The following is a 23622-nucleotide window of genomic DNA, read 5'->3' as shown; positions in this document are numbered from 1 at the left end:
TAATAAGGTAATTATGATTGGAGGTCTTTATATGAATATAAGCATTATTGGTATGCCTCTTTTTTATGGTTGTGATAAACCCGGTGTTGAGCAAGGACCAAAAATACTTAGAGAAAATAATGTTATAGATATATTTGCAAAAAAACATAATGTTATTGATTTAGGTGATATAAGCGTGCCTTTTTTAGATGCTAAGGAAAAATTTTTCACTAATCCTAAAATGAAATATCTAAATGAAGTTATTGAATGCAATACCTCTTTAGCAGAAAAAGTATATCTAGCTCTTAACAATGGCACTATACCTTTTATTTTAGGTGGAGATCACTCACTGGCTTTAGGTTCTTTAGCAGGAGCTAGCAAATATTTTAATGATGATCTTGCTGTTGTATGGATAGATGCCCACGGCGATTTGAATACTCATGAAACCTCACCTAGTGGAAATATCCATGGAATGCCTTTGGCAGCTTCCATAGGATTTGGATATGAATCCCTTACATCAATTTTATTTAAGAAACGAAAAGTAAATCCAGAAAATATTTTTTTATTAGGATGTAGAGATTTAGATAGTGGTGAAATTAAATTAATTAATGATTTAGAAATAAATATGTGGACAATTGAAGATATTAAAAATAAAGGAGCTAAAGCTACAATTGAGGAACTTCTTGAAAGAATGAATAACAGACATTTAAATAATATACATCTTTCTTACGATATTGATTGTCTAGACCCTTCTTATGTTCCTGGTACTGGCACACCAGTAAATAATGGATTAACATTTGAAGAAAGTCAGGTACTTCTTCATGGTATATTTAGTACAAGCCATGTAAAATGTATTGATTTTGTTGAATATAACCCTACTTTGGATAAAGATAACAAAACTAAAGAAACCTGTATACAGCTTATTAGCTTAATGTCTAAAGAACTTCATTAAAAACTCCATATTTATGGAGTTTTTCTAATAATCACAAGTAATTTGTTAATTAAAGCACATTGTGATATTATAAAATCATAATTAAATACATTTGGAGGAAAAAATGAAATTACTTTTTTTTGATACTGAAACAACAAGCGTAAAGCCTGGCCATATATGTCAGTTAAGTTATATTACAGTAGATACAACTACTAAACCTCAAACAACCATTGGAAAAAACTTCTTTTTCACTGTAGATGAAATGGATCCAGGTGCTGAAGAAGTTCATGGATTTTCTCTTGAAAAATTATATGAGCTTTCTGAAGGAATGGAATTTTTAGATCAACTACAAGATTTTATGAAAGATTTCTTTGATGCTGATTTTGTTATTGGACACAATGTGCAATTTGATATTAAATTCTTAAAGCATGAATTAAACTCTCTTTATGAAGTTGGTATGATTGATGAAACATGGGAACCTAAAAACTCATTTTGTACTATGGCATATTATAAAAACATTTGTAATATTCCTGCTCCAAGAGGTAACGGCATTAAAAATCCTAAACTTTCAGAAGTTATTGATTTCTTAAACATATCTCAAGATAAAATAGCTACCAAAGCTAATGAACTATTCCAAGGAAGTGGAAACTACCACGATGCAAGATTTGATACTGCTGCTGCATATTTATTAGTTATAGAAGGTATCAAGCAAAAATATATCAAACCTGGATTTTTCTCAGAACAATTAAAGAAATAGCATCCTATATTAATGGGATGCTATTTCTTTAATTAATATTCAAAACCTTTAATACTTAAACATAGTAAAAATAAATCTATTCTTCTAATTCTAAGAATTTATAAAGTCCCTTACAGGCTTCCTTATCCATAGCTTCTAATCCTTCAAGTCTATACTTAATACCTAAAGTCTCATACTTATTTACACCAAGTAAGTGATATGGAAGTAATTCAACCTTTTCAACATTATTAAGTGTCTTAATAAACTTTCCTAGCTCTCTTATATATTCTTCACTATCAGTTTTTCCTGGAACTACTACTTGTCTTATCCACATTTTAGTACCCATTTTTTTACATACTTCTAAGAACTTTTGTGTTTCATCTATTTCTATTCCAGTCATATCTTTATAACCTTCTCTAGTTAAATGCTTCACATCATATAGAACTAAATCAGTATATTTTAATATTTCTTCATAATCTCCAAATCCTACACCTGCAGTATCTAAAGTAGTATGAATTCCAGCTTCCTTACATAGCTTTAATGTTTCTTTAAGGAATTCAGGCTGTTTCAATGGATCTCCTCCTGAAAAAGTAACTCCACCACCTGATTTTTCAAAGTAACTTCTAAATCTAGATATCTTCTTTACTAATTCTTCTGGAGTGAAATCTAATGCATCTTTATTTCCATCTAAAGTCCAAGTATCTGGGTTATGACAATAAAGACATCTTAGCGCACATCCTTGCATAAATACTACAACTCTGATACCAGGCCCATCTACTAGCCCCATACTTTCCACTGAATGAATTTTCCCTTTAATCATTTGCCATCCTCCAACAAGTCATATTCATATGAATCATAAATATTGCTAGCAAACCGTAGTCTGCTAGCAATAAATTACTTTTTTATTAATTTGCTATTACAATCCACAATTATATAATATCACATTACATTGATTGATGGAATGTTCTACTTATAACTTCTAATTGTTGATTTCTTGTTAATCTTGTAAAGTTTACAGCATATCCAGAAACTCTAATAGTTAATGTTGGATAATTATCTGGGTTTTCCATAGCATCTATTAAAGTTTCTCTTCTTAATACATTAACATTTAAGTGATGTGCACCTTGTGCAAAATATCCATCTAAAATGTTAGATAAGTTGTCTATTCTTGATTCTTCAGTTTTTCCTAAAGCATCTGGAACTATTGAGAATGTATTTGATACACCATCTTGACATACTCCTGAGAATGGTATCTTAGCAACTGAGTTTAATGATGCTAAAGCTCCATTTTCATCTCTACCATGCATTGGGTTAGCTCCTGGTGCTAAAGGTTCTCCTATTTTTCTTCCATCTGGAGTTGAACCAGTTTTCTTACCGTATACTACATTTGAAGTTATAGTTAATACTGATAATGAATGCATAGCTCCTCTGTATAATGGGTGTTTCTTTAACTCATCCATAAATTTATTTGTTAAATCTACAGCTAAATCATCAACTCTGTCATCGTCATTTCCATACTTAGGGAAATCTCCTTCTATTTCAAAATCAACAGCTATTCCTTGTTCATTTCTTATTGGTTTAACTTTTGCATACTTAATTGCAGATAATGAGTCAGCAGCAACTGATAATCCAGCAATACCAAAGGCCATTATTCTTCCTACCTTTGTATCATGTAAAGCCATTTGTCCTGCTTCATAAGCATATTTATCATGGTTAACATGAATTATATTCATTGCATCAACATATAGCTTAGCAACTATTGCCATTGCATCATAGTATGCTTTTTTAACTGTTTCAAAATCAAGAACTTCATCAGTTATTGGTTTTAATCCTTTTACAGCAAGCTTTCCAGTTCTTTCATCAACACCACCGTTAATAGCATATAATAAAGTTTTAGCTAAGTTTGCTCTTGCTCCGAAGAATTGCATTTGCTTACCAACTTTCATTGGAGAAACACAACAAGCTATAGCATAATCATCACCATAAATTGGTCTCATAACTTCATCATTTTCATATTGGATTGCATCTGTATCTATTGACATTTTTGCACAGTATTTTTTGAAGTTTTCTGGTAATTTATCTGACCATAAAACTGTCATGTTTGGTTCTGGTGCAGCTCCTAAGTTAGTTAATGTGTGTAAGAATCTAAATGAGTTCTTAGTTACAAGTGATTTACCATTGATCCCCATACCGCCGATAGCTTCAGTTACCCATGTAGGATCTCCAGCAAATAAGTCATTGTATTCTGGAGTTCTTAAATGTCTTACTAATCTTAATTTGATAATGAATTGATCCATTATTTCTTGAACTTCTGCTTCAGTTAATACTCCTGCTTCTAAATCTCTTTCTGCATAAATATCTAAGAATGTTGAAGTTCTTCCAAGTGACATTGCAGCACCATTATTTTCTTTAACAGCTGCTAAATATCCAAAGTATAACCATTGAACTGCTTCTTTAAAGTTTGCTGCTGGCTTAGAGATATCACATCCGTATCTAGCTGCCATTGACTTCATTGCTTTTAAAGCTCTGATTTGTTCACTTACTTCTTCTCTTTCTCTTACTAATTCATCAAGCATATCACCTTGTAAACCATCTAAATCAGCATTCTTTTCTTCTATTAAATAATCTATACCATAAAGAGCTATTCTTCTGTAATCCCCTATGATTCTTCCTCTACCATATGCATCTGGAAGACCAGTTAATAAACCATTTGATCTTGCAGCTCTTATTTCCTTAGTGTAACAATCAAATACACCTTGATTATGTGTTTTTCTATATGCACTAAAATGATTATCTATACTTTCGTCTAATTTAAATCCATATTCTTCTAATGATTGATGAACCATTCTCACTCCACCAAATGGATTTACAATTCTCTTTAATGGTGCATCAGTTTGTAGACCAACGATAACTTCGTTGTCTTTATCTATATATCCAGCTTCATAGTTATCTATTCCTGATACTCTATCAGTAGCCACATCTATGATTCCCTTTTTAATTTCTTCAATTATTAATTCTTTACATTCAGACCATACTTTCTCAGTTTTTTCTGATACTGGAGCTAAGAATGAAGCGTCACCTTTGTATTCTTTATAATTCTTTTGAATAAAGTTTCTTACGTCAATTCCTTTTTTTATTATTTTTTCTATATTTTAAATTTATTTTTATTCTTTTCAAAATTTTCAGAAAGTTTTTTCATTTCAAAATATATATTTTTTTCTATATTTTTTAATCAATATTGATTTTCATCATCTTTGACCTTGCTGTTTTAGTTATTTTTTTAACAATCACCTTTCTATAGGGTTTAATACTTTTTTTAACATTACTGCTCATATATGTAATATAATAAGAAGTATTGGCTCTTCAAAGCATTTTTTTCCTTAAAAATATTGATTTTTTCTACTTTTATATATATAATATGCTTTGTTTGTTTAGTAATTTTAAACCCTAAGTTTAGTAATAGTTCTACAAACTGAGAGTTATCTTTGGAGGTGAATAGTTTGGAAATTGGTGATAAAATCAAAAGAATGCGTATTGAAAAAGGTCTTACCCAGGAAGAGCTTGCCAATAGATGTGAATTATCCAAGGGATTCATTTCACAACTTGAAAATGACTTAACATCTCCTTCTATTGCAACCTTAATAGATATACTAGAAATACTTGGTACAAATTTAAAAGAATTTTTTAGCGATGATAGAGATGAAAAGATTACATATACTTATGAAGATATGTTTGAAACTGAAAATGAAGAATTAAAGTATTCCCTTATGTGGCTAGTGCCTAATGCACAAAAAAACATGATGGAACCAATTATGATCACATTAAAACCTGGTGGACAATACCTAGAAGAAGATCCTCATGAAGGTGAGGAATTTGGCTTTGTACTTTCCGGTAATATAACGCTACATCTTGGCGATACTAAACATAAGGTAAAAAAAGGCGAAAGCTTCTATTTTAAGCCTAAAGCTAACCATTATATTTCAAACAATGGAAAAACTGTAGCAAAAGTTATTTGGATTAGTACTCCTCCATCATTTTAATTAATATAAATATTAATAATATATGATAATTTTTAACATACAGAAAGAGGTGTTTATATTGAGTCAAAATATAATTGAGATAAAAAATGTATCTAAAACTTATGGTGATAATACTGTTTTAAAGAACCTATCTCTTAATATAAGAAAAAATGAGTTTCTTACTTTATTAGGACCAAGTGGTTGTGGTAAGACAACAACTCTAAAAATATTAGCTGGATTTGAAAGTGGTGACAGTGGTAAAGTTTTATTTAACGGTGAAGACATTTCAAATTTACCTCCATATAAGAGACAATTAAATACTGTATTCCAAAAATATGCTCTATTCCCTCATATGAATGTATATGAAAATATAGCTTTTGGATTAAAAATTAAGAAAGTATCTAAAAATGAAATAGATAAAAAAGTTAGCGAAATGCTAAAGCTTGTTGCTCTTGAAGGTTTTGAAAAAAGAGCTATAGATTCTCTAAGTGGTGGGCAACAACAAAGAGTTGCTATTGCTAGAGCTTTAGTCAATGAACCTAAAGTATTACTACTAGATGAACCTTTAGGGGCTTTAGACTTAAAACTTAGAAAAGAAATGCAAAGTGAACTTAAAAGAATTCAACAAAGACTTGGAATAACATTTATTTTTGTAACCCATGACCAAGAAGAAGCACTAACAATGTCAGATACTATCGTTGTTATGAATAAAGGGGTAATTCAGCAAATGGGCTCTCCAGAAGATATATATAACGAACCTGCCAATGCTTTTGTTGCTGATTTTATTGGCGAAAGTAATATAGTTAATGGAACAATGCTTGAAGATTTAAAAGTTGAATTCTGTGATCACGTTTTCACATGTGTTGATAAAGGATTTAATACTAATGAAGCAGTAGATGTGGTAATAAGACCTGAAGATATAGAAATTACTTCACCAGAAAATGGAATGATCACTGGAAAGGTGAATTCTGTTAAATTTAAAGGGGTTCATTATGAAATAGAAGTATTAGAACATGAACATAAGTGGATTGTACATAATATAAAAAATGCAGAAATTGGAGCTATGGTGGGATTAAATATTTCTCCAGAGTCTATTCATATCATGAGAAAGGTAATGATCTAAAATGAAGAAGAATAATGGTTCAAGTACGCTTCCTGCTTCACCTTATATAGTATGGAGCACATTATTTATTGTAATTCCACTTATCATAATTGTTTTCTTCAGCTTTACACAAGAAACAGCTTCTGGCTATTCTTTTACTTTAGAAAACTTTAAAAGAGTATTAAATTCACAATATATTTCTGTATTTAAAAGAAGCCTTATATTGGCTTTTGAATCTACAGTGTTATGTCTGATTCTTGGATACCCTGTAGCATATTTCATATCAAAAATGAAATCAAATAAAAGAAATATATTAATAATGCTATTCATTGTTCCAATGTGGATGAATTTCCTTCTTAGAACATATGCATGGCTTCCTATATTGGGAAAGAACGGTGTAATAAATAACTTTTTATCTGCTATAGGTTTAAATACTATAAATATACTTTATACTGATGCAGCTGTTCTTCTAGGAATGGTTTATAACTTTTTACCTTTTATGATACTGCCTATATATACAGTATTAATTAAAATGGATAATAGCCTTATTGATGCTGCTGCAGATTTAGGTGCAAATAAAAGACAAATATTTACTAAAGTTATATTTCCACTAAGTATGCCTGGAGTTATTACAGGAATAACAATGGTATTTATGCCTGCCGTTTCAACATTTGTTATTTCAAGACTTCTTGGCGGCGGACAGTACATGCTGTTAGGAAATTTAATAGAAACTCAATTTACAACCATGGGAGATTGGAATTTTGGTTCAGCCTTAGCCATATTTATGATGATCATAATTTTAATTTCAATGGCTATTATGAATAAATTTGAAGGTACAGAAAGTATGGAAGGAGGAAAGTAAATGTTAAATAAGATATCTAGTTTTATAAAAAGGTTTTACCTATTAATAATCTTTGTATTTCTATATACTCCTATAGTAACATTAATGGTTTTCTCCTTCAATGACTCTAAATCTATGGGGCAATGGAAAGGCTTCACCTTAAGATGGTATCAAGAACTTATGCAAAATGATAGAATTCTTCTTGCTCTTAAGACTACATTGCTGATTGCCGTAATTGCTTCAGTTGTTGCTACTATAATTGGAACTTTTGCTGCTATAGGAATACATAAAATGAGAGGATTTAAAAAGAAAGCATTGCTTAATATTAATTATCTTCCTGTATTAAATCCTGATATTGTTACTGGTATTTCACTTATGAGCTTATTTATCTTTGTAACTCCATATTTAAACATTGAATTTGGTTTTACTACTATGCTGTTGGCTCATATTACTTTTAATATTCCTTACGTAGTATTATCAGTACTGCCAAAATTAAAACAAATGCCAACTAACATAGAAGAAGCTGCTTTAGATTTAGGTGCAACGCCTTGGTATACTCTTAGAAAGATAGTACTTCCACAAATAAAGCCAGGAATTTTTGCTGGTATGCTAATGGCCTTTACAATGTCTATTGACGACTTTGTAATAAGTTTCTTTACTACTGGTCCTGGTGTTACTAATCTTTCTATTGAGATTTACTCAATGGCTAGAAAAGGAATAAACCCATCAATTAATGCATTATCTACATTAATGTTTATAATAGTGCTTATACTATTATTAATAGTAAATAGAAAAGATTTTAGTACGAAAGGTGTTGAAAAGTAAATGAAAATAAAAAAATCAATTACTTGTGTTTCAGCTGCATTATTAGCATCTTCTGCTTTTGTAGGATGCTCTGGAAGCTCTGCTGGAGAAAATGGAACTATTAACGTATTTAACTGTGGTGATTATATTGATCCTTCATTAATCAAACAATTCGAAAAAGAAACAGGTATTAAAGTAAATTATGATACTTATGATACAAATGAAATAATGTATCAAAAAGTTAAAACTAATCCTGGAACATATGATATTGTAGTTCCTTCTGATTATATGATTGAAAAAATGATTGCAGAAGATATGGTAGAAGCTATAGATTTTTCAAATATTCCCAACTATGAATATATAGGTGAAGAATATAAGAACCTTTCTTACGATCCTAATAATGAATATTCTGTACCATATATGTGGGGAACTATAGGTATAATATATGATCCTACAGTTGTTACTGAACCTGTAACAAGTTGGGATATATTATGGGATAAGCAATATAAAGATAATGTTTATATGTTTAACTCAATTAGAGATACAATGGCTATTGGCTTAATTAAAACTGGTTCATCTATCAACTCAACTGCTGCATCAGAAATTGAAGCTGCTAAAGATGCTTTAATAGCACAAAGAGATGCAACTAATCCAGTGTATGTTGTTGATGAAGTTAAAGATAACATGATAGCTGGAGAAAAAGCATTAGCTACAGTATGGTCTGGTGATGCAATTTATATCATGAATGAAAATCCTGATTTAGAATATGCTATTCCTGAAGAAGGTTCTAATAAATGGTTTGATGGTTTAGTAATACCAAAAGGTGCTCCAAACAAATCAGGTGCAGAAGCTTTCATAAACTTCCTATGTGATCCTGATAATGCATTAAAAAACGTTGAATATATTGAATACTCAACACCAAATACAGCTGCTTTTGAAATGTTAGATGAAGAAACAAAAAATAATCCTGCTGCTTACCCTTCTGAGGAAACATTAGCAAGATGTAAAATATTCACTAACTTAAATTCAGAAACATTAAAACTATATGAATCAGCATTTACTGATGTACTTTCAAATTAAGGAAATTTAAACTATGGTAAGATACTATATAATATGTGAGGGTAGAGTACAAGGAGTTGGCTTTAGATTTTTCTGTCAAATGAATGCTACAGAACTTGATTTAACTGGTTATGCCCATAATCTTAATAACGGCATGGTAGAAATTGAAGTTCAAGGCTCTGAAGAAAAGATAAATATGTTTATTCATAACATAAAAAAAGGTAATTTCTTCATAAAAGTAAATAACTTAAGCCAAAAGAAAATAGATTTACAACCTTCTGAAAAGAAGTTTGTTATAAGATAAAGAAAAAAGGACTGCTAAAGCAGTCCTTTTCTTAATGATGAGTGATGAATGATAAATTAAGGAATAAACTCCCTTTAGGAGAGTTTAAAAATTATTATCTCAGAAACTCTTCGAGTTTCATCATTAATTCATAATTCATAATTCATCATTTTCTTTCCGCTTTGGTGTCGTAAAGCATTAAATTATAATTCTTAATTATATTAATAAGCTTCTCTGCATATATAAGCTCTCCATCTTCATTTTTAGCAGTGCTATATCCTGCACTTTGAAGTGCTAAAGCTTGACTTCGATAATCTTTTGCTGCAAATACACCATTAACTGTATATCTTTCATTTTCATATAAGAACAGTCCATGATCTTCTATTGACTCTGCTTTGCTAGCATACTTCCTAAAACTAGCTTCAATTACATCGGAATAGTTTTCTTTTGTAACCATTGTTGCTATATCACCACTCCACCTATTATCAGCTTTAATGCCAAATAAATTATTATGGTCTAGTGCTAACTGTGATTTCCCCCATCCTGACTCTAAAATAGCCTGTCCTATAGTTATTGAAGGTAATATTCCATATTTTTTATAATTTTCATATGCTTGTTGCTCTATTGATTCAATAAATTCCATTTTATCATAGTCATAATATAAACCTTCATATAATGAACAATATTTTATTTTCTCTAAATACTCATTAGCTTCAACAATTTGTTCTTCTTGAAATCCCAACTCTTCTAATACAGTTTGAAATTCCTTAATCTTATATGATGAATCTGACTTTTCTAAAAATCGCTCTGCAATCATTTTTAAATCATCATCTTGAATCAAATTTGAATTTCCATCATACAATACCATGGCAATGGTCATAACCTCTTGCCAATTAACTTGAGCTTTTCCATAACTTACGGAATCAGCTATATTTATGTAATCTTCCATTTGTTCTACAGTAAATATTTCCTTTCTTAAGATATTTATATTAAACATATTTATCACTATAGAAAATGTAATTAAAAAAACACTGATAAACAATATTACAAATACTGTTACTGAAGTTGTTTTATTTTTTCCAATCCTATATTTTTCAATTCCATTATAAACACTCTTATTTTGCAAGCTTTCCACCTCCCTCTTAATTATATATATATTCTTATCATTATTTATTACATTACTATTACAAAAACATTAAATATATAATAAAAGGTATTAGCATAAGATATGTATTCCATACTTTGCTAACACCTTTTGTATTTACACTATTTTAAGCTATTTCTAACTTAAACTCTTCTTTTTCAAAGAATTCTTCTGTTTCTTTAATCACTATTTTTCTAAGAGCAATAAGCCCAACTAAATTTGGTAAAGCCATTAAACCATTAACTATATCTGCTATAACAAAAACCATATCTAATGATAAAAAAGATCCAATAGCAACAAACGCTATAAATATTATCTTATATAGTTTTATAATTCTTATACCTGCCAAGTATTGAAGACACTTTTCTCCATAATAATTCCATCCTATAATTGTAGTAAAAGCAAAGAATATAAGTCCTATATTTACAATAAACTTTCCAAGACCAGCTATAGGAAGTGCTGCTTCAAAAGCAGCTGTTGTCATAGCAGCACCTTCAAGGCCACTATTAAATGCTTCTGTTAATACAAGTGCAAGCCCAGTCATTGTACATATTAATATTGTATCAATAAATGTTCCTGTCATTGAAATAAGTCCTTGCTTAACTGGTGACTTTGTTTTTGCAGCAGCTGCTGCTATAGGTGCACTTCCAAGACCTGCTTCATTTGAAAATACTCCTCTACCTACACCTCTTTGAATCACTGTCTGAATGGTAATTCCTGCTGCTCCTCCCAGTGCTGCCTGAGGATTAAATGCACTTCTCACTATTAATGCAATAGCCTCTGGTATCTGTTTAAAATAACATACAAGTACTAGTAAAGCTCCTATAATATAAAGTGATGCCATAAAGGGAACTATTTTTTCAGCTACTTTAGATATTCTTTGAATTCCTCCTAAAGTAACAGCAGCAACTAAAACTGTAATTATAGCTGCTGTAATCTGGGGAGGAATATTAAAACTTATGGTAACTGCATCAGCTATAGATTTTACCTGCCCAAATGTTCCTATTCCTAAAAGAGCTACTGCAACTCCAAAAAAAGCAAATAATTTTGCCAAAAGCTTATTTCCTGTTCCCTTCTCTATATAATACATAGGTCCACCACACATCTGACCCTTTTCATCACATTCTCTATACTTTATTGCTAAAAGCCCTTCTGCATATTTTGTTGCCATTCCTGCAAAAGCTGCAATCCACATCCAAAGTATTGCTCCTGGTCCTCCTGTTCCCACAGCCGTTGCAACCCCTACAATGTTTCCTGTTCCTATGGTTGCTGATAAAGCTGTACATAGAGCTGCAAAGCTAGATATATCTCCTTCTCCTTTAACTTCATCTTCATCCTTTGAAAATAAATATTTAAAAGCAAGTGGAAGCTTGGTTATCTGTAAAAATCTTAACTTTACTGTAAAGTATATTCCTGTTCCTACTAAGAGAATTAGTAGTGGTGGTCCCCATACTAAATCATTCACTAAATTCAAAATGTTTGTTATTGTTTCTAAAAATTTCATAAAAAAACCTCCTATTATTTTTAGGAGGAGATTAATAAAGATACTCTTTATTTAATCCCCTGTCCTTTTACCTGAGAGTTTCAACATTTCTGTCTTGCTCCTTCGGTGCTCAAAAGTTTTGAGTCTCTCCAAGGGCTCGTCCAGTAGCGGTCCTATGAACCTGAAAGATTTACTTCTTCGGTGGATTATAAAATCACTCTCCCACTACCATCAACCGAACATATTATTTTGTTAGTAATAATTATATACTTTAATGTAAATTATTTCAATATTTATTTGTACAATCTATTTATGGCACTTATCATAGCCTTGATAGATGATTTGGTAATATTGCTATCTACACCTACACCAAAAGTTTTTCTAAAACTATCTCTTCTTTCCATATATACATAAGAAGCTGCTTCTGCTTCTGAACCCATACTTAAGGCATGTTCTTTATAATCTAATATTTTAACATTAATTAATTTACTTTTTGACAGCCCATTTAAAAAAGAATCAATAGGTCCATTTCCAATACCCTCAATGGTATATTCTTCATCATTAAAAGTTATTTCTGCCTTTACTCTTGTATTTGCATTTTCATTTCCATCTACAATATCTTCAATAATAAGATTATTAAGATTCATTGGTTCTTTTATATCTAAGTATTGTTTTCTAAAAGCATCCATTATTTCATTAGGCTGTACTTCTCCCTTAAATTCAGAAATTTTCTGCACCACTTCTGCAAATTCTTGTTGCATTGATTTTGGAAGCTTATATCCAAAACAATGATCCATAATAAAGGCTACTCCCCCTTTTCCTGATTGGCTATTTATCCTTACTAAAGGTTCATATTCCCTTCCTAAATCAGTTGGATCTACAGGCAAATAAGGTACTTGCCATATGTTATTATGCCTTTCATTATATTTCTTCATACCCTTATTTATTGCATCTTGATGTGAACCTGAAAAGGCTGTAAAAACTAAGTTTCCTGCATATGGATGTCTTACATGCACAGGAATCTTTACACATCTCTCATATACTTCAATTATTTCATTTATATTTTCAATATTAAGTTCTGGATTTACTCCATGTGAAAACATATTATAAGCTACTGTAAGTATATCTACATTACCTGTCCTTTCACCATTACCAAATAAAGTTCCTTCAACTCTATCAGCACCTGCTAAAAGTGCCATTTCTGCATCAGCTACACCTGTTCCTCTATCATTATGTGGATGTACGCTTATAATAACATTTTCTCTAGATTTTATCCCTCTGCAAATATACTCAATTTGGTCTGCAAATATATTAGGTGTATCCATCTGTACAGTTGATGGCAAATTTATTATAACTTTATTATCCTTATCTGCTCCCCAAGTTTCTACAACAGCATTACATACATCAAGAGCATAATCCATTTCTGTTCCTGTAAAACTTTCTGGAGAATATTCTAAATATATTTTCCCAGGAAATGATTTAACATATTCCTTTACAAGTTTTGTTCCCTCTATGGCTATTTCTTTTACTTCATTCTTACTCATATTGAAAACAACATCTCTTTGTAGTATGGAAGTTGAATTATATATATGAACTATAGCTTGCTTTGCTCCTTTTAAAGCTTCAAAAGTCTTTTTTATTAAATGTGGCCTAGCTTGAGTAAGTACCTGCACAAGCACATCATCAGGAATTATATCCTCTTCAATTAACCTTCTTAAAAAGTCATATTCTATTTTTGATGCAGAAGGAAATCCCACTTCTATTTCTTTAAAACCAAGCTTTACTAATAACTTAAAAAACTCTACTTTTTCATCTACAGTCATTGGATTTATTAATGCCTGATTTCCATCTCTCAAATCTACACTACACCATATAGGTGCCTTATTAATGGTATTATTTGGCCATTTTCTATCCTTCAATTCTATAGTTTCAAATCTTTTGTATTTTTTATAATTTAACATTTAATAGCCCCCTTAGAAATGTTTATATATTTTATTTATTAATAACATGCCCCAAAATGAATTTTACGAAAAAAAGCGCAAAAAGCCCCTATATTGGAGCGTTTTGCGCGGTACCATCCAAAATTTATACTTAATTAATATAACGGTTTTCCGGTAAAAGCTACTATAGTTCACCTTTACAGTTCATGAACTAGTTCAAAAGATATTGATTTATAGGTTCACAGCATCCCTACTCTCTGAGAAATCTTAATCTTTCTAATACTCTCAATCATTACTTTTAAGTATTCTTTTTTATTATATTATCTTATTAATACATTTTTGTCAATATTTTACTCTCTACTTTTCTACTCTATTTCTTTCTTCCCCATTATAAAAAGCCTCTATATTACTTAGTACCTCCTCAAATAATCTTCCTCTAGCTTCAACACTTGCCCATGCAATATGAGGTGATAAAATAAGTTTTTCTTTATCTTTAACTTTTAATATTGGGCTATCTTCCTTTATTGGCTCAATTTCAAATACATCAAGAGCTGCGCCTTTTATTTTTCCTTCATTTAAAGCCTTAGCAAGATCTTCTTCACATACTATAGGTCCTCTACCCATATTTATTAAAATAGCACTTTTCTTCATTTGACATAATGCATCATAATTTATTAATTTATTAGTGTTTTCATTTAATGGTGCATGAATAGATATTATATCACTTTCTTTTAATAATTCATCAAATGAAACCCTTTCAAAGTCCTTAGATGAATTTTTACCTGATGTAGAATAGTAAACAACCTTTGCACCAAAAGCTTCTGCTATCTTAGCAACTCTTCTTCCTATGTTTCCTAAACCTATTATTCCCCATGTTTTTCCTTCTATTTCATTAAAAGGTTTATCTAAACATGTAAAGAATCCACACTTAGAATATTCACCACTCTTTACAAATTTATCATAATAAAGTACTTCATCCATTAAAGCCAAAGCTGTGGCAAAGGTATGTTGAACTACAGTACTAGTAGAATAACCTGCAACATTTGTTACAGCTATACCTCTTTCCTTTGCATATTCTATATCTATATTATTAAAACCAGTAGCAACTTCACAAATTAACTCTAAATTTTCTGCTGCTGCTAAATTTACTTTATCAAGTACAACTTTATTAGTAAATATTATATGTGCATCCTTAATCCTTGTGCTTACTTCTTCATAAGAAGTTGTATCATAATAAGTATAGTTCCCATACTTATTTAGTTTTTCATAAGATATATCACCTAAGCTTTTACCATCTAATATAACAATATTCTTATTCATTTTATTCTCCTTTATGTTAAATTTAAATATTTCTCCAATACTTAACATTATATCACTATATTTTTTATTTCTCATTCTTTTTTAATGATGACAATACTCTTATGATAGTATCTATATCTTCATCACTAAGTTCTTCATAATTATCTAACTTTTCTTTTATATCTTCAATAATATGATTTTTGTAATTATCTGCACTATTATGTCTTCCTGAATTTACTATATACAATGTTATTGTAGTGGTTATTACTCCAATTACCCCAATACCAATTATCATAAGTATAACGGCAAAAATTCGTCCTAACTGTGTTTTTAAAAGTACATCTCCATAACCAACAGTAGTAAAGGTAACAAAACTCCACCAAAGTGCATCTTCAAGACTTATCCCTTCTATGGTAGAAATAATTACTGCACCAATAACAATTATTATCACTGATATAACCAGCAAAAAGTTGAATTTGTTTTTTCTTATTTCATCTCTTACCTTAATTTTAAATTTTATAATATTTACTATGACTATAAATACCTTGCATATCTTAATTATCATATATGCAGGAATAATTCTTGTAACTCTTATTACTTTAAAACATTTTAAATACATCCTTATGGAGATAATTGATAAAAGGTCAATAATGTTTTCCTTAAAAAAATCCTTTTTATCTTTACTTAATGCTAATCTCCCAATGTAATCACCTATAAATATAAGCCTAATAATATTTTCTATATAATAAAAGGATAGCCGCACTTCTTGGGGAATGCTTACAAATATATCTATAACAATGATTAAGCTTAACATCAATGCTAACAATCCTATAAAATAATCATATACGCTCTTTCTATTCATATGCATCTTCTCACTTTATAAAAGATAATATATTAATTTATATGTAATCTACATAATTATAATTCTATATATAGTTTCTATGTTTTAAAAATATTTATTATATTCTACCCCAAGCATATGTAATTATTACTTCTAACATCTTCTCATTCATCATTCATAATTAGAAAAAGGTGCCGTATTAAAAACACAGCACCTTTTTGATTCTATTTATTTTCTGTTCTCTTTACATCCCATATTTCATCTGCATATTGAAGTATTGTTCTATCACTAGAGAATATTCCTGCATTACATACATTTAAGAAACATTTCTTTGCCCAAGCCATTTTATCTTTATAAGCATTAAACACTTCATCTTCTGTCTTTTTGAAGCTTTCAAAATCAGCTAATAAGAAATATTGATCTCCTTCTTTCATTAATGAATCAAATAAATCATCAAAATCTCCTGTTCCTCCATCACTTAAAGTTCCATCCACTAGAGTATCCATTACTCTTCTTATGGAAGCATCACTTTCATAATATGATTTTGCTTTATATTTTCCTTGAATTTCTTGAATATCCTCAACCTTTAATCCAAAGATAAAGTTATTTTCTTCTCCACTTTCTCTTACTATTTCTACATTAGCTCCATCTAATGTTCCAAAAGTAGGTGCACCATTAAGCATAAACTTCATATTTCCTGTTCCTGATGCCTCTTTTCCTGCAGTTGAAATTTGTTTTGAAAGGTCAGCTGCTGGGAATAGTTTTTCTGCATATGAAACTCTATAGTTTTCTACAAAATGAACCTTGATTTTCTTGCTTACTTCTTCATCTTCATCAATAAGTCTTGCTATTTCATTGATGAATTTAACTATTGACTTTGCTCTTCTATATCCTGGGAAAGCTTTAGCTCCAAATATGAAAGTTGTTTTTGGTATATCCATTTCAGGATTTTCTTTAATTCTAAAGTATAAATCTAAGATATAAAATGCATTAAGAAGTTGTCTCTTATATTCATGCATTCTCTTAATTTGAATATCAAACATTGAATCTGGATCTATTTCTACCCCTTCAGTATCCTTAATATATTTTGCTAATTGTTCCTTCTTTGTATGTTTTATCTCCATAAATCTTGTTAGAACTTTTTCATCATCTGCATATTTTTCAAGGTTCTTTAATAATGATAAATCTCTTACCCAATCTTCATTACCTAATAATTCTGTAATTAATTCTGATAATTCCTTATTACATAATCTTAGCCATCTTCTTGGAGTTATTCCATTAGTTTTATTTTGGAATTTTTCTGGATATAATTTATACCAATTATTTAATTCTGTGTCTTTTAAAATATCAGTGTGAAGTTGTGCTACTCCATTTACTGCATGTCCAACATGAATAGCTAAATTAGCCATTCTAACTGTGTTGTTATTGATTATTCTAAATTCTTGAATTTCTGCACCAGTACATCCTTTATCTTTTAATTCTTCTACAAATCTCTTATCAATTTCTTTTATGATATCTAATATTTCTGGAAATAATTCTTTAAATAAATCTCCATTCCATTTTTCTAAAGCTTCTGCTAAAATTGTATGGTTAGTATATGCAAATACTTTATTTGCAACGCTTAAAGCTTCATCAAATTCGAATCCCTCTTCTTTTATTAATATTCTTATAAGCTCAGGGATTGCAATTGTAGGGTGAGTATCATTTAATTGTACTGCAACCATATCTCCTATAGCTTCTGTTACCTTACCATGTTTCTTTTTATAGCTTCTTACTATATCTTGAAGTGATGCACTTGAGAAGAAATATTGTTGTCTAAGTCTAAGCATCTTACCTTCTTTATTAGAGTCATTTGGATATAACACTCTTGAAATATCTTCTGCTCTATTTTTATCTTCTAATGCTGCATCATATTTTTGATCATTAAATAATGTAAAGTTAAAATCTTCTACTGGTTCGCACTTCCATAATCTTAATGTATTTATATTTTTATTTCCATAACCAATGATTGGAGTGTCATAAGGCACTGCTTTAACTTTCATATCTTTAAAATTTACAATAACTGTATCGCAGTCTTTTCTAATGCTCCAAGGATCTCCATATTTAAGCCAGAAGTCTCCTGTTTCCTTTTGCTCACCATCTTCAATATATTGAGAAAATAATCCATTGCTATATCTAATTCCATAACCTGTAAGAGGTATTTCCATTGTAGCAGCTGAATCCATAAAGCATGCTGCAAGTCTTCCTAATCCACCATTACCAAGTCCTGCATCTTCTTCAATTTCTTCTATTTTATTTATATCAATATTAAGCTCTTCTAAAACTGCTTTTACATCATCATATAATCCAGTTGATATTAAGTTATTACCTAATGCTCTTCCCATTAAATACTCAGCAGACATATAAAATGCTTGCTTTCCATCACCATATAATTCTTTTGTATCATTCCATTGATCAATTATTTCTTCCATTATTGTAAGGGATACTGCATTGAATATTTCAAATTCCTCTGCATCTTCAATTTTTTTTGCGTATTTTACCTTTAAATATCTTTCTATTCCTTTTCTTATTTCTTCTCTTACCACTTTTATTCACACCTTCCATACATTTTTGTATATTTATATATTTTATCTGCTAAATCACAGTTTAAAATATCCTCTTTAACTCTCCATTTCCAATTTTCACCTAAAGTTGATGGTAAATTCATTCTTGATTCATTTCCTAAATTCAAGAAATCTTGCATAGGTGCTATGGCCAAAATTCCAACACTAGACCATGCTCCTCTTATAAAGCCCCAATTATATCCTTCATTGCTATTCAGGACTAAATACTCCTTACAGTATTCAATATCTTCCTTAGCTCCTGTTTTTTCATACCATCCTCTGAAGGTATCATTATCGTGAGTACCTGTATACACTATGCATTTGTTTATATAATTATGTGGTAAATAATCACTTTCTTCTCTTGCATCAAAAGCAAATTGAAGAACTTTCATACCTGGGAAATCTGATTCTTTTAAGAATTCTATAACTTCCTCAGTGAGATATCCTAAATCCTCTGCTATTATATCTACTTTACCTAATTTATTCTTTATGGCTTCAAAAAGCTTCATTGCAGGTCCTTTGACCCACTTGCCATTTATTGCTGTTTTTTCTCCATATGGCACACTCCAATAACTTTCAAAGCCTCTAAAATGATCTATTCTAAGAACATCATATAACTTTAAGCTTTCTTCAACTCTTCTTATCCACCAAGTAAATCCATCTTCCTCCATTGCCTTCCAATTATATAAGGGATTTCCCCATAATTGTCCTGTTTTTGAGAAAGCATCTGGTGGGCATCCTGCTACAGCTTTAGGTTCTAATGTATCTTCATCCACTAAATAATTCTTTGGATTACTCCATACATCAGCACTATCTATAGCCACATATATAGGCATATCACCTATTATCTTAATTCCTTGCATATTGGCATATCCTTTAAGTTTGTGCCATTGCTTAAAAAATAAATACTGTATAAAGCTCCAATATTCAATTTCATCTTTTAGAGCTAGCTCATATTTTTCTAAAGCTTTTGGATCTCTTCTTTTAATATCATCATCCCAGCTAAGCCATGATGTTAAACCAAAGTATTCTTTTATAGCCATATACAATGAATAATCTTTCAACCATTTTTTATTAGCTTTTTTAAATGCTTCAACTTCATTTCTAATTCTAAGATTGCCGCTTTCTTTATAATTTACAAAGGCTTTCTTTAAAATTTTATATTTAGTTTTAAATAATAATCCATAATCAATACTTTCTTTATCTTGGCCAAAATCTTCATTTTCATAATCTGACTTTGCTAAAATTCCTTCTTCATTTAACATATCAAAATCTATAAAATACGGATTTCCTGCAAAGGCTGAAAATGATTGATATGGTGAATCTCCATATCCAGTAGGTCCAAGAGGAAGTATCTGCCAATAAGTTAATCCTGTCCTACTTAAAAAATCAACAAATTTATATGCTTCCTTGCCAAATGTACCTATACCAAACTTACCTGGCAGAGAAGAAATATGCATTATAACTCCTGCACTTCTATTCATGATTATCCTCCCTTAAGAACAAATAATCTATAGTAAGAGAAGCTCTTATTTTATTATATTGCCACAAGATTCTCGTTCAATGAGCTCTGTTTCTAAGACTAAATGTTTATTTTCACATTCTCCTTTTAATAAATCAAATAATAATTCAATACTCTTTAGTGCTATTTCCCTCTTTGGCTGTTTCACTGTAGTTATTCCTGGATTATAAAATTCACTTATATCCATTCCATCGAATCCTACTACAGATATATCTTTTCCTATTTTTAATCCTAAATCACATATAGCTTTTGCTACCCCTGTTGCCATAAAATCTGATATGGCAAATATGGCTGTAATATCTGGATTTTCCTTTAAATATTTTTTTGTTTCTTCATAAGCTATCCTTGTATCATAGTTACCTATTAACAAGTTATCTATATTTTCTTCTAAATTGTTTTCTTTTAATGCTTCTACAAAGCCACTATATCTCCACCAACTTATTCCAAAGTCATTTTTTTCACCAATCATCATGGCTATTTTCTTATGTCCTTTTTTGATTATATATTGAGTGGCATCGTATGCTGCCTTAACATCATCAATACCCACTGAAGAATAACTTCCCTTTCCTACCTTACTTATGGTACTTACCGATGTGATTACTATAGGTATGCCTAAGTTTTCAAAACTATTTTCAGTTACATCAATAAAGTTTCCTCCTAGGCATATTATCCCTTGTAATCTTTTTTCCTTCACAAAAGATATAAGCATATCAACATCTTCTGCCAATGCATAATCATTTTGTTGTAATATCATTGTATATTTAGATTCCTCTATTTTGTTTCCTATTACACTGATCATTTCAGAAAAGAATGGGTTAAAAACCCCTTTTGCTAAAACGCCAATATTTTTAGTATTATTTTGCTTTAGTATTCTAGCACTGTTATTAGGTATATAATTGCTATCTTTAATAATCTCTAAAACTTTTTCTCTTGTACTTTCTTTTACATCTGGATGATTATTAAGCACTCTTGAAACTGTACTTACTCCTACCCCCGCTAACTTAGCTATATCTCTTATATTCATTTTTGACCCTTCTTTTGGAACTGATACCGGTAACGGTTCCGTTAATTTTCATAAACAAAACCACTACTCATAAAATTATAATTCTAATTTTTTATAGTGGTTGTTATTCTATCGAAATTTTACCATACTTTTCCATAAATGTCCAAAAAAATTTTAACCTTTTACAGCTCCAGCTGTTAAACCTTTAGCCATAAATTTTTGATTAGCTAAGAATAAAGCTACTATTGGTACTGAAGACATTACTGCTGCTGCAGAATATTGAGTCCAGTTTGCTGAGAATTTATCTCTTATAAATGTTCTAAGTCCTGTAGCTAATGTTTGATTAGCAGTATCTTTCATAAGTGCTGAAGTAAACATAAATTCACTATATGCATTAATAAATGATAATAAGAATATTACTGCAATCATGCTCTTCATAAGAGGAAGGATCACTTTTATGAACGCTTGGAAAGTAGTTGCTCCATCAACATATGATGCTTCAATTAGTTCATTAGGAATTCCATCTATATATCCTTTCATTAACCATATGTTATATGCACTTCCTGCACATTGTATTAATATAAGAACTAAAAAGCTATCCATACCCTCTATCTTATATGCCACTGCAAGTATTGCAGGTAAAGCCATTGTTGCTGGGAACATTTGAAGTATTATAAGCATAAGAAGACCTTTGCTCTTAAATTTAAACTTTAATTTTGAAAAAGCAAATGCTGCTGGTATTGTAATTAATAGTTGTATTATTGATACTGAAAAACATATTATAAGTGAGTTTTTCATCCAAATTAGAAAATCTGTATTTTCAATTACCTTTTTATAGTTATCAAATGTCCAGCTTTCTGGAAGCAAAGTACTTTGTACAAAATTAGTCCCTTCTGAAAAAGACGCTGTAACTATTGCTATTATAGGAAATAAAGTTATTAAACATACAAAGATTAAAACTGCTCTAGCGGCCCATGCATTTACCTTTTGGGCTGTTCTTAGTTTTTTCTTATATTTTAAATTTTCAGTTGCTTTAGTTTTAATAACTTCTTCTCTTACTAAACTATTATCCATATTAATCTACCTCCGAAAATTGTCCTGATTTCTTTAATTGGAAGAAAGATATTGCAGCAAGTAATATAAATATTAATATACTTATGGCTGATGCTGTAGAATATTTTCCGGATACAGTTATTAACTTATAATTAACTGAAGCTAAAATGTCTGTATATCCTGCAAACTGAGTAGTTGTTCTTGCTGGATTACCATTAGTTATTAAGTATGCTGATCCAAAGTTATTAAAATTAAAAGCAAATGATGAAATTATTAATGGCCATGCTGTTTGAGCTATTGAAGGTAAAGTAATCTTAAAGAATTGTACTAACTTACTAGCTCCATCAACATCAGCGGCTTCATAATATTCTGTTGGTATAGCATTTATTGCTCCAATACATATATTCATCATATATGGGAATCCAAGCCATATATTTACCATAATAAGAGCAAATCTAGCCATATTAGGATAAGTAAGCCACATAATAGGCTCTTTTATTATATGAAGATTTAATAATAACGTATTAATTTGTCCATAATTTCCATTTAATAATCCTTGGAAAGATAAGATTGCAATTGTTACTGGTAAAGCCCATGGTAATATAAGTATTGCTTTATATATAGCTCTTTCTTTTATATTTGGATTTTCAACTAGTAGAGCTAAAAATAATCCTACTAAAAAACAACCTGCGGTAGATGCTACGGCAAATATTATTGTCCATCCAAATACAGGTAGGAATATCGGTCTTAAATTACCTGTTAAAACACTTGTGAAGTTTTCAAGCCCAACAAAATTTATATTTCCCTTAGAATATAATGAGTAATCAGTAAATGATATTATTATTGTAAAAATTATTGGTGCTATGGTTAATATTGAAATAGTCACCAATGCTGGTGTCAAATATGCCAATGCTTCACTTTTCTTCTTTTCCCTAGCTACTTCCATTTTTACCCCCCATTCGGATCAATATCGAAGGCTA

Annotated in this window: 20 protein-coding genes, 1 riboswitch and 1 other annotated feature; of the genes, 8 read left to right on the top strand and 12 right to left on the bottom strand. The window is 30.1% G+C overall.

What is annotated here, in order from left to right; translation table 11 throughout:
* The first annotated feature begins 31 nt into the window (after positions 1-31).
* Together rocF and Q5O44_RS04830 are read left to right on the top strand one after the other, a co-directional pair.
* Positions 32-931, top strand: a complete 900-nt coding sequence (gene rocF / locus Q5O44_RS04835; protein WP_022167263.1) for an arginase — start codon at positions 32-34, stop codon at positions 929-931.
* 103 nt (positions 932-1034) lie between these two features.
* A complete protein-coding gene (locus Q5O44_RS04830) occupies positions 1035-1667 on the top strand; it encodes a 3'-5' exonuclease (protein WP_022167262.1) in 633 nt (210 codons plus the stop codon).
* A 76-nt stretch (positions 1668-1743) separates the two neighbouring features.
* Here the strand turns inward: Q5O44_RS04830 and pflA are convergent, their stop codons facing one another.
* Positions 1744-2466, bottom strand: coding sequence for a pyruvate formate-lyase-activating protein (gene pflA, locus Q5O44_RS04825; protein WP_022167261.1), 723 nt, complete (start codon positions 2464-2466; stop codon positions 1744-1746).
* A gap of 124 nt (positions 2467-2590) precedes the next feature.
* Positions 2591-4795 (bottom strand): formate C-acetyltransferase, encoded by a 2205-nt coding sequence (gene pflB / locus Q5O44_RS04820; protein WP_302637422.1) that lies wholly within the window; start codon positions 4793-4795, stop codon positions 2591-2593.
* Between the two features lie 351 nt (positions 4796-5146).
* Between pflB and Q5O44_RS04815 the strand changes: the two genes are divergently transcribed.
* Genes Q5O44_RS04815 through Q5O44_RS04790 form a run of 6 tightly spaced genes read left to right on the top strand, consistent with a single transcriptional unit; the run spans position 5147 to position 9775 of the window.
* The gene (locus Q5O44_RS04815; protein WP_022167259.1) at positions 5147-5686 is read left to right on the top strand and encodes a helix-turn-helix domain-containing protein; all 540 of its coding nucleotides are present in this window, start codon (positions 5147-5149) and stop codon (positions 5684-5686) included.
* Positions 5687-5708: 22 nt separating this feature from the next.
* Positions 5709-6788 (top strand): spermidine/putrescine ABC transporter ATP-binding protein, encoded by a 1080-nt coding sequence (potA, locus tag Q5O44_RS04810; RefSeq protein WP_366934295.1) that lies wholly within the window; start codon positions 5709-5711, stop codon positions 6786-6788.
* A gap of 1 nt (position 6789) precedes the next feature.
* Positions 6790-7629 carry an ABC transporter permease gene (locus Q5O44_RS04805; RefSeq protein ID WP_022167257.1) on the top strand — a complete coding sequence of 280 codons (840 nt, stop codon included), beginning with the start codon at positions 6790-6792 and terminating at the stop codon, positions 7627-7629.
* Positions 7630-8433 carry an ABC transporter permease gene (locus Q5O44_RS04800; protein ID WP_022167256.1) on the top strand — a complete coding sequence of 268 codons (804 nt, stop codon included), beginning with the start codon at positions 7630-7632 and terminating at the stop codon, positions 8431-8433.
* Positions 8434-9492 (top strand): PotD/PotF family extracellular solute-binding protein, encoded by a 1059-nt coding sequence (locus Q5O44_RS04795; RefSeq protein ID WP_022167255.1) that lies wholly within the window; start codon positions 8434-8436, stop codon positions 9490-9492.
* 13 nt (positions 9493-9505) lie between these two features.
* On the top strand, positions 9506-9775 hold the full coding sequence (locus Q5O44_RS04790) for an acylphosphatase (RefSeq protein ID WP_022167254.1): 270 nt from the start codon (positions 9506-9508) through the stop codon (positions 9773-9775).
* A 145-nt stretch (positions 9776-9920) separates the two neighbouring features.
* Here the strand turns inward: Q5O44_RS04790 and Q5O44_RS04785 are convergent, their stop codons facing one another.
* From Q5O44_RS04785 to Q5O44_RS04740, 10 genes are all read right to left on the bottom strand, one after another.
* Positions 9921-10880, bottom strand: a complete 960-nt coding sequence (locus Q5O44_RS04785; RefSeq protein ID WP_022167253.1) for a glycoside hydrolase family 73 protein — start codon at positions 10878-10880, stop codon at positions 9921-9923.
* Between the two features lie 145 nt (positions 10881-11025).
* On the bottom strand, positions 11026-12402 hold the full coding sequence (locus Q5O44_RS04780; RefSeq protein ID WP_022167252.1) for a sodium:alanine symporter family protein: 1377 nt from the start codon (positions 12400-12402) through the stop codon (positions 11026-11028).
* Positions 12403-12451: 49 nt separating this feature from the next.
* Positions 12452-12544, bottom strand: a riboswitch (glycine riboswitch).
* Between the two features lie 130 nt (positions 12545-12674).
* Positions 12675-14342, bottom strand: a complete 1668-nt coding sequence (gene leuA / locus Q5O44_RS04775; RefSeq protein ID WP_022167251.1) for a 2-isopropylmalate synthase — start codon at positions 14340-14342, stop codon at positions 12675-12677.
* Positions 14343-14433: 91 nt separating this feature from the next.
* Positions 14434-14623 (bottom strand) — a binding site (T-box leader).
* Positions 14624-14678: 55 nt separating this feature from the next.
* The gene (locus tag Q5O44_RS04770) at positions 14679-15641 is read right to left on the bottom strand and encodes a D-2-hydroxyacid dehydrogenase (protein ID WP_022167250.1); all 963 of its coding nucleotides are present in this window, start codon (positions 15639-15641) and stop codon (positions 14679-14681) included.
* Between the two features lie 64 nt (positions 15642-15705).
* Positions 15706-16482 carry a potassium channel family protein gene (locus Q5O44_RS04765; protein WP_022167249.1) on the bottom strand — a complete coding sequence of 259 codons (777 nt, stop codon included), beginning with the start codon at positions 16480-16482 and terminating at the stop codon, positions 15706-15708.
* A gap of 203 nt (positions 16483-16685) precedes the next feature.
* Positions 16686-19046 carry a glycogen/starch/alpha-glucan phosphorylase gene (locus tag Q5O44_RS04760; RefSeq protein WP_022167248.1) on the bottom strand — a complete coding sequence of 787 codons (2361 nt, stop codon included), beginning with the start codon at positions 19044-19046 and terminating at the stop codon, positions 16686-16688.
* A 2-nt stretch (positions 19047-19048) separates the two neighbouring features.
* Entirely contained in the window at positions 19049-20548 is a 1500-nt protein-coding gene (gene malQ, locus Q5O44_RS04755) for a 4-alpha-glucanotransferase (protein ID WP_022167247.1), read from the bottom strand.
* Positions 20549-20593: 45 nt separating this feature from the next.
* On the bottom strand, positions 20594-21610 hold the full coding sequence (locus Q5O44_RS04750) for a LacI family DNA-binding transcriptional regulator (RefSeq protein WP_022167246.1): 1017 nt from the start codon (positions 21608-21610) through the stop codon (positions 20594-20596).
* Positions 21611-21763: 153 nt separating this feature from the next.
* The gene (locus tag Q5O44_RS04745; RefSeq protein ID WP_022167245.1) at positions 21764-22663 is read right to left on the bottom strand and encodes a sugar ABC transporter permease; all 900 of its coding nucleotides are present in this window, start codon (positions 22661-22663) and stop codon (positions 21764-21766) included.
* A gap of 1 nt (position 22664) precedes the next feature.
* Positions 22665-23588 carry an ABC transporter permease subunit gene (locus tag Q5O44_RS04740; protein ID WP_022167244.1) on the bottom strand — a complete coding sequence of 308 codons (924 nt, stop codon included), beginning with the start codon at positions 23586-23588 and terminating at the stop codon, positions 22665-22667.
* Between the last annotated feature and the right edge of the window lie 34 nt (positions 23589-23622).

Source organism: Clostridium sp. CAG:221 (assembly GCA_000435835.1).
GTDB lineage: Bacteria > Bacillota > Clostridia > Clostridiales > Clostridiaceae > Clostridium.
This window is presented reverse-complemented; position numbering and strand designations above follow the sequence as displayed.